Genomic DNA, 3,444 nt, shown 5'->3' with positions numbered 1-3,444 from the left:
AAGTGAACAGCATTACGCAGTGATGCGGGCTTTTTATTGGGCGTTGTTTCTGGTGGGTGAGGATCAAGGGGGGCCATCGGAACCGTGGCTCAGGTCAATATCGCCTTAACAGGGCAAAGGTGACCTGATCCACATGTCTGCAGAGCCCGTGACGCAGAACGTCACCGGCGACATGCCTGCGGACTCTCAGACCTTGTTCGTCTCGTGCATCCGCGCCAGCTGGCGTTCCAGCATGGAGGGATAGGGCTCCATCAGGCGTTCGACGCAGCAGGCGCCTTCCGGGCTGGCGATGGGCCGAATGCGGGCGCGCTGGCGGATCAGGGCGTCGTCATTGATCTTGCGTTCGACCAGCAGCAGGTTGCGGCTATGTTGCGACAGGGCCAGCGCATCCTGAGCGGTCTCGGTAAGCAGCAGGTCGATCTGGCTCAGGCCACTCAATCCGTCACCCAGCGTCAGACCCAGCTGCAATTGCAGGGTGATGCCGCTGTCGGCCACTTCGATCTGCAAGGCATGGCTCAGCGCACGAAGCAGTTCGCCACAGCAGATCGCGTTGGTCAGGTAGTCCTCGCCGCTTTCCTGACTGTGAAACAGCATCAAGGTGCTGCCGTCATTCAGGGTGTGCAACTCGCTCTCGTACAGTGAGGCAGCCTGATCCAGGCAATCACGATAGCGCTGCAGCAATTCGGTGAGACGGGCGCGGGGCAGACGACGCAGTTGATCCTGAGCGCCCAGTTGCACGGCCAGTACGGCGCTGTGCTGCGGTTCGCTCGAAACCACCGGTGCGGCGACCGGACGGGTGACCGGCGCCGATGCTGTTGTGTCGGCCGTGTCGCGCAGCTCGGCGAACGGGTCGTCACCATCGTCCTCTTCATCTTCCTCGGCAACGATGCGGCGCTGTACTGGCGGTGCAGGCAGGCGAGGCTTGGCCACTGGGGCTGTGTCGCGTGCCGAGAAGGACGGGCCCGGTTTGTCTTCCGGCTCCAGATAGGGGTCGTCGCCCTCGTCCTCGTCATACTCGGGCTCCGGCACCGGTTCTGGTTCCGGGACGGGCGGGGCAAAAGAAGTACGCAACTGACGGGCCAGGTCGCCGATTTCATCCTGACGGTCGGTTGCCGGGGTGTACGGGTCGATGTCGCGCAGCCAGATGCGCATCTGCATCAGCGGTGTGGAGATGTGACGGCCCAGGCGCAGGCTCAGGGCCAAGGCCAGTGCCAGCAGGATGCCCGCCAATATGCCCATGCTTTGCAGGCTAATGGTCATCGGTTGCTGGAACTGCGACATGTCCAGGCTGATGCGCAAGTGGCCTGCCATCACGTCCTGGAACGTGATCTTGATTTCGTACAAGCCCTGAGCCTCACCCAGAAGCCCGTTTTTCGGGCGCTGGCCGGCTTCCGCAAGGATGCGGTTATCCACACTGTAGATCGCCGCGTGGGCCACCAGTGGATTCTTGACCAGATTGCCCAGCAGCACGTTGAGACTGAGGATGTCGTTGGACACCAACAGCTCGGTAGCCGAGGTGGCGGTCTGGGTCGTCAGGGCCTGCCCCAGCGCATCGGCCTGTTCATGCATGGCCTGCTTGAACTGCAGACCCATGACTCCGGCGTAGATCACCAGCGCCAAAGCGACCAGGATCACGTTATGGCTGGCAATGCGCAAAGCAATCGGTACTCGGCGATGACGCAGGGCACGAAAGATGAGCAGGAAGAAATTATCGGTTTTAACGGGCGTGGGCCGGTTCACAGAGCACGGCTCTTTCGGTGAAGTTGCCGCGCAGTATAACGACCGACCCTGTAGCGGCAAAGCGCTGCCTGTGCCCGATGGTCACTGAAAGTGGTTAGAATGCGGTTTTTTTCCACTGCGGGGGTGCGCCTTGCGCGAAATCGTCCTGATTAACATCACCGGTGTAGACCGTCCCGGTCTCACTGCGGCCATCACCGGCGTCCTTGCCCAAGGTGGCGTGAACATTCTCGATATTGGTCAGGCGGTGATCCACGACACCCTGTCGTTCGGCATACTGGTTGAAATTCCGGATACCGAGCAGGGTTCTTCCGTGCTCAAGGACATCCTGTTCACCGCTTACAAGCTGGACCAGCAGGTGCGCTTCACGGCGGTGTCCGAGCAGGATTACCAGCACTGGGTCGAAGGCCAGGGCAAGGCGCGTCATATCGTGACGCTGTTGACCCGCAAGGTGACGGCCGAGCAGTTGCAGTGCGTCAGCTCCATCACTGCCAAATACGGCCTGAACATCGATCAGATCGATCGTCTGTCCGGGCGCATGCCGCTCGATACACCTGCCGACAAGGGCAAGGGCTGTATCGAATTTTCCGTGCGCGGCGAGCCGGGTGATCTGAAAGCCATGCAGGCCGAATTCCTCAGCGTGGCGCAGGACCTGAACGTCGACATCGCGTTTCAGCAGGATTCGCTGTTCCGGCGCAATCGTCGCCTTGCCGTGTTCGACATGGACTCAACGCTGATCGAAGCCGAAGTCATCGATGAACTGGCCAAAGCTGCGGGCGTCGGCGAGCAGGTTTCTGAAATCACCGAGCGGGCCATGCGTGGCGAACTGGATTTCAGCGCCAGCTTCAAGGAACGTCTGGCCCTGCTCAAGGGGCTGGATGTCAGCGTGCTGGACGAAATCGGCGCATCGTTGCGACTGACCGAAGGGGCCGAAACCCTGTTCGCCGAACTCAAGCGTCTGGGCTACAAGACAGCGATTCTGTCCGGTGGCTTCACCTATTTCGCCAAACAGCTGCAGGCGAAGCTGGGCATCGATTACGTGTTTGCCAACGAGCTGGAAGTTGAAGACGGCAAGGTCACCGGCGTGGCGGTCGAGCCTATCGTCGATGCCAAGCGCAAGGCCGATCTATTGCGCGAGCTGGCGCACAAGGAAGGCTTGAGCCTGGAGCAGACCATTGCGGTCGGCGACGGCGCCAACGATCTTCCCATGCTGGCGATTGCCGGGCTGGGCGTGGCATTTCGTGCCAAGCCATTGGTCAAACAATCGGCCAAACAGGCGATCTCGACGCTGGGGCTGGACGGGGTTCTGTATCTGCTGGGTTTCCGCGACCGCGAAGCCAGGCGCTGACAGCATCGTGTGCTGCCGTGATTGCGTGAGCGATTGCGGCGGCTACAGCGAGCCCCACAGCGAATCGAACTCCTGTCCTGGCTTGGGCTTTTCGCTTTCGGCGGCTTTGGGTGCATCGTAGATCTGGTATTCGAACTGGTTATAGCTGGCGCTGCTGATACGGCGGTTGCTCAGCGTCGCCCGCCGTTCTTCGCCATTGACGCTGATCATCACCTTTCCTCCCTTCTCAGACAGCTGGTGGCTGGGGCGCACCCGGCTCGGCTTTTTTTTACCACGGACCTCATGAAGGAACTGAGGCGCCAAATTATTGCTGTGTTTGTCTTTTTTCATCACCACACTGAGACTCAGCGGTCTGGATC

General features: G+C 60.5%; 2 protein-coding genes and 1 pseudogene. 1 reads left to right on the top strand and 2 read right to left on the bottom strand.

Features of this window, described 5'->3' with window-relative positions; genetic code table 11:
- Positions 1-186: 186 nt before the first annotated feature.
- Positions 187-1,740, bottom strand: a complete 1,554-nt coding sequence (locus tag BZK31_RS28395) for a HAMP domain-containing protein (RefSeq protein WP_083186461.1) — start codon at positions 1,738-1,740, stop codon at positions 187-189.
- A gap of 130 nt (positions 1,741-1,870) precedes the next feature.
- Here BZK31_RS28395 and serB point away from each other — a divergent pair, with 130 nt between their 5' ends.
- A complete protein-coding gene (gene serB / locus BZK31_RS28390) occupies positions 1,871-3,085 on the top strand; it encodes a phosphoserine phosphatase SerB (RefSeq protein ID WP_083186460.1) in 1,215 nt (404 codons plus the stop codon).
- 42 nt (positions 3,086-3,127) lie between these two features.
- On the opposite strand, the pseudogene BZK31_RS30235 reads toward serB, so the two are convergent.
- Positions 3,128-3,444, bottom strand: a pseudogene (locus tag BZK31_RS30235) (molecular chaperone); the annotation flags it as partial.

It is taken from the genome of Pseudomonas floridensis (assembly GCF_002087235.1).
GTDB lineage: Bacteria > Pseudomonadota > Gammaproteobacteria > Pseudomonadales > Pseudomonadaceae > Aquipseudomonas > Aquipseudomonas floridensis.
Note: the sequence above shows the minus strand (reverse complement) of the source record. Positions and strands in the feature narration are given on the sequence as shown.